The organism is Mycobacterium innocens (assembly GCF_900566055.1).
Taxonomy (GTDB): Bacteria; Actinomycetota; Actinomycetes; order Mycobacteriales; family Mycobacteriaceae; genus Mycobacterium; species Mycobacterium innocens.
Genome location: NZ_UPHQ01000085.1, coordinates 1 through 4,445, shown reverse-complemented (window position 1 = coordinate 4,445; position 4,445 = coordinate 1). Strand labels below are relative to the sequence as shown.

Sequence of the window (4,445 nt, the reverse complement as noted above, 5' to 3'; positions counted from 1 at the left end):
GGCGGTGCCGGTGGACCCGGCGCGCCGGGTGGTGCCGGCGGCGACGGTGGCGACGCCGCCGGCGCCAGGAGCGTGGGCGGGGCTGGTGGCGCGGGCGGCGTCGGTGGAAACGGCGGCCACGGCGGATCCATGGGCGGCAACGGGGGCGCCGGCGGCGCCGGCGGAGCCGGCGGTGCGGGCGGCGTAGGTGCCAATGGCGCTAATGGCGGAGCCGGTGGATTGGGCGGCTCGTACGGCGCGAACGGCGGCGACGGTGGCGACGGTGGTGCTGGTGCGGCGGGCGGTCCAGCCGGCCCGGGCGGTGCGGGTGGCAACGGCGGAAACGGCGGACTCTATGGCCGTGGTGGTGCCGCGGGCGCTGGTGGTATTGGCGGTGTCGGGGGCACGGGCGGCATAGGCGGCACCGGCGGTGTCGGCGGCGGAGCCGTGGCCACGGGCACCGGTGGTACCGGTGGCGTCGGCGGGAACAGCGGTGCGGGAGGCGCCGGCGGAATGGGTGGTCCTGCCGGATTGCCTGGAGCCGGCGGTCCTGCAGGCCCTGATGGACCGGCCGGCCCCATCGGTGCGGTCGCACCTGGCGGTGCGGGCGGGCGCGGTGGCGCCGGCGGGATCGGTGGCAAGGGCGGTAGCGGCGGCACTGCCCTTTACGGTGCCACCCCTGGTGTTGGCGGCACAGGCGGGACCGGCGGTGCCGGTGCAGCCGGTGGGCTCGGCGGAGCTGGCAGCCCTGTTGGAAGCATCGGCGCAGTCGGCAGCACTGGCGCCACCGGCGGCAAGGGTAGCGTCGGCGCAAAAGCGCCCGTTTTGGGATTCTGATTAGCCTGTGAAAATTTTCTTAGATTTGACGCGCCGCTATGCAGGTGCAAATGAAGGTCATAGTCAGTGCGTCTCAGAAATTTGCCATGCAAAATCCCAATAACACCTCGAATGTCATTTGCCACGTGGATGGGACCACCGAATTGCCATGAGGATGGGACCACCGGGTCGTCATCGAGCATGCGGGGTCTGGGTTGGCGGTGTCAACTGATTGGCGGGCACATGGGTTTCTGGCGGCGCCGGTAAGGACTCGCCTTCGATGACGAGTTCGTGTGAGGTTGAGGTAAGCGAAGCCGGCTCCCACCACAACAACATCCACGTTGGAGATGTGCTCATCAGCCATGTAAATCATCATGACCACCCGAGCGCATTTTGTTTAGCGCTGAATCCCCCAATCTAATCGTGCAAGCGACCGTCAATCGGCCCGGCAGGCTGGCCGCTGCCCGGGGCCGGTGGCGATTGTGCTCGGTGAGGACGCTGGTAACCAGCATCGGCGGGGGCGACGTCGAAGGCCCGGTTGAATACGTCCGCATCCCGCGCGGTGATCGCGGTGCCGCTGAAGGTCCGGAGTTCGTCGGGCGCGGCGCGACCACGACGATCGATCCCACGTGCCGGGTGCGGCGCCGAGGACTGCAGAAGAAACCTGACAATTAGGGACCTGTGGCCGTACCGGCAACCCATCAGGCAATGGACACTCAAAATATGAGGCAGTTCACGGATCGCGTCGACGCCGGCCGGCAATTGTCGCGCCGTCTGGAATTCTTACGGGGTCACCACGTGGTGGTGCTGGGTCTGCCGCGAGGCGGTGTTCCGGTGGCTTTCGAAGTCGCCCGGGCGCTGCACGCTCCCCTCGACGTGCTCTTGGTGCGCAAGCTCGGCGTGCCGGCGCACTCCGAGCTCGCGTTCGGCGCCATCGGGGAGGGCGGTGTGCGGGTCATCAACGACGACGTGGTGCGCGAGGCGCACCTCACCGACCGGGAAATAGCCGCGGTGGAGACCACCCAGCGGGCCGAACTGCAGCGCCGAGCGGAACGCTTCCGCAAAGACCACGTCCCGGTCGCGCTCGACGGGCGCATCGCGGTGATCGTCGATGACGGCGTCGCGACCGGAGCCACCGCGCAGGCCGCCTGCCAGGTAGCCCGTGCGCAGGGAGCGAGCCGGGTGATCCTGGCCGTTCCCATCGGAGCGACGGACATCGCCCAACGGTTCGCCGGGTACGCCGACGAGGTGGTGTGCCTGGAAACACCCGTGCCCTACTTCGCGGTCGGCCAGGGATACTCCAACTTCACCCAGACCTCCGACGACGAGGTGGTGGCGCTGCTGCGTCGCGCCCGCGCCGAATTCGGCGCGAACCGCGAAGCCGGTGACCCGCCACCGCGCGACGAGGAGGTTAGGGTGACTGCCGGACCGGTGTCGGTGGCCGGGCGGCTGACCATTCCCGAACACCCCGGCGGCGTCGTGGTTTTCGCTCATGGCAGCGGAAGCAGCCGACACAGCCCGCGCAATCGATACGTCGCCGAGGTCCTCAACCGGGCCGGGCTGGCCACCCTGCTGCTCGACTTACTGACACCCGAGGAAGAACGCAACCGCGCCAACGTTTTTGACATCGGCTTGCTCGCCCGGCGACTGGTCGACGTCACCGGCTGGCTGGCCGGCCAGCCCGACACCGCTTCACTGCCGGTCGGTTTTTTCGGGGCCAGCACCGGGGCCGGCGCGGCTCTGGTTGCGGCCGCACATCCCGGGGTCAAGGTCACGGCGGTGGTATCCCGTGGCGGACGGCCCGATCTGGCGGGCGATGCGCTGCGCGACGTACACACGCCCACCCTGTTGATTGTCGGTGGCCGCGACGAACTGGTCCTGGAACTGAATCGGCAGGCGCAGGCGGCGATCCCGGCCGTGTGCGAGCTGGCGGTGGTTCCCGGCGCCACTCACCTCTTCGAAGAACCGGGCACCCTGGAACGCGCGGCCACCCTGGCGCGCGACTGGTTCCTCGAGCACCTCGCCGGCAACAGGCCGTAAGGCGGTTGCGCCCGGACCTGAGTTCCCGGCAACTCAGTGGTGCAGACCCGTGACCGGCTCGTGCGTGCTGGCCTGGATGTCGGCCGACGTCACCGCGAACAGCTGGTTCGCCAGATCCGTCAAGGCCCGCGCGATCGCGAGTTCGTCGCCGATCTCGGCCACCGGCTCGTCGGCCGGGTCGAGCCGGGCCAAGCCGACACCGACCAGTGTGTGATCGCCCCAGACCAGTCGCGCCTTGGCCCGGGTTCGTTCGTCGCGCTCCTCGATCAGCACGTCGACATGGCAGGACTTGGCGTTGCTGGCGTTGTCGGCGTTGTCGGTCATCGCCGTCTCCTTAATGTCTGCAGTCACTATTGATGCGATCACCGCCGAACCTATGACCAGTAGAGGCAAAAGTCACGAGTCGGCGGGGCGTAGCCTGCGATCGCACGACAACGGCGGCGCCGTTCGACGGCCTTTAGCCGAGGCGGCGGACGGTCAGTGGCCGGACTTCGGCGATCCGCGCGTAGTCACGGTCAACGTGCACCACGCCGAGGCCGTGATAGACAGCCGTCTCAGCGATCATCAGGTCCGGGATCGGGGTGCGGTGCCACATTCCGTGGTGATGAGCGAGGTCACGCTGGAGCGCCATCGCTCGCTCCAGGACGTCAGGTGGCGCCGCCACAATGTCGAAGCTAGCGCTCAGCTCGGCCTGCAGCTGGTCGTAATGGCGGGCCGAGCGGGCGGAGTAGAGCTGCTCGAGCTCCCCGACGAGGCAAATGAACAACCGCCCGGCCAGTTCCGCGAGCTGGGTGCCGATGACGGGATCGGACGCACGCGCCGCCGCGCTCTTGTCGAGGATCCAATTTGCTAGCGCCACATCTCCTCCGAGCCGAGCACCTTCTCGTCGACGTGGCTGGCGAGCCGGGTGAAGTAACGCCGTTGCTGAGCCGCTCGCTCGTCCTGCGCATGTTCTGCTTCGGCGGCGGCTCTCCGCAGGGCCTCTTCGACGGTCGCCCGAGTCGTCGCGCAGCCCAGGGCGCGCTTTGCCCGCGTCAGGAGGTCCTCGTCGATCTCGATCGTCGTCCGTTTCCGCATGCGTACATACTATCAATCCGATATGTACATATCCGTTACGACGCCATTTGCGTTGTCCCCGCGTGCAATTGCACAACCAGGGTCGGGCAATTGCTTGCCCCGCCAAACCCACAGTGTTTACGTGATGGCGGCGACTTCGTACATGGACATTTGAGGAGAGCAGCTCAGCGGAGGTGACGCAGCCCTTCGGTCACCTGGTCGCCCCACGCGATGGAATCTTTGCTCCCCGCGAGGCGCGCTGCTAATTCCGGCGCTACGCCAGCAAACCTCGCCAGGATGCAGACGGGGTGTGCTGCGGGGCTAAGGGGTGCGGGTTAGTGAGCTCAAGCGGCGAAGCCGCAAATCCTGAGTCAAGTGTTGTTCGATGGGTGTTCGAATCGGTGCCTTTCCATGGCGGGCAGGGTCAGGTGCTGTCGGCTGTTCAGGTGGGCAGGCGGGCGCGTCGGGTGAGGTCGGTGAAGGCGTGCCGGTAGGCGGTGGCGGTCTTGCGTAGCGGTGGTGGGTCGGCGCCGCGGTCGGTGGCCTCGGCCGTG

Annotated in this window: 6 protein-coding genes; 3 read left to right on the top strand and 3 right to left on the bottom strand. The window is 67.9% G+C overall.

Annotated features, from left to right (window positions below; all coding sequences use genetic code 11):
• The 3 genes from EET03_RS32970 to EET03_RS09930 all read left to right on the top strand — a co-directional run.
• Positions 1–816 (top strand): hypothetical protein (locus EET03_RS32970; RefSeq protein WP_425271513.1); only part of this gene is annotated, 816 nt, incomplete at its 5' end.
• A 402-nt stretch (positions 817–1,218) separates the two neighbouring features.
• On the top strand, positions 1,219–1,470 hold the full coding sequence (locus EET03_RS09935; RefSeq protein ID WP_075542356.1) for a hypothetical protein: 252 nt from the start codon (positions 1,219–1,221) through the stop codon (positions 1,468–1,470).
• A gap of 48 nt (positions 1,471–1,518) precedes the next feature.
• On the top strand, positions 1,519–2,835 hold the full coding sequence (locus EET03_RS09930; RefSeq protein WP_075542357.1) for a phosphoribosyltransferase: 1,317 nt from the start codon (positions 1,519–1,521) through the stop codon (positions 2,833–2,835).
• A 33-nt stretch (positions 2,836–2,868) separates the two neighbouring features.
• Here EET03_RS09930 and EET03_RS09925 read toward each other — a convergent pair whose 3' ends face one another.
• From EET03_RS09925 to EET03_RS09915, 3 genes are all read right to left on the bottom strand, one after another.
• Positions 2,869–3,159, bottom strand: coding sequence for a DUF1876 domain-containing protein (locus EET03_RS09925; protein WP_063472589.1), 291 nt, complete (start codon positions 3,157–3,159; stop codon positions 2,869–2,871).
• 133 nt (positions 3,160–3,292) lie between these two features.
• Positions 3,293–3,694 carry a PIN domain-containing protein gene (locus tag EET03_RS09920; RefSeq protein WP_075542358.1) on the bottom strand — a complete coding sequence of 134 codons (402 nt, stop codon included), beginning with the start codon at positions 3,692–3,694 and terminating at the stop codon, positions 3,293–3,295.
• Entirely contained in the window at positions 3,685–3,912 is a 228-nt protein-coding gene (locus EET03_RS09915; RefSeq protein ID WP_075542359.1) for a type II toxin-antitoxin system VapB family antitoxin, read from the bottom strand. Before EET03_RS09915 ends, EET03_RS09920 begins: the two co-directional genes overlap by 10 nt.
• Between the last annotated feature and the right edge of the window lie 533 nt (positions 3,913–4,445).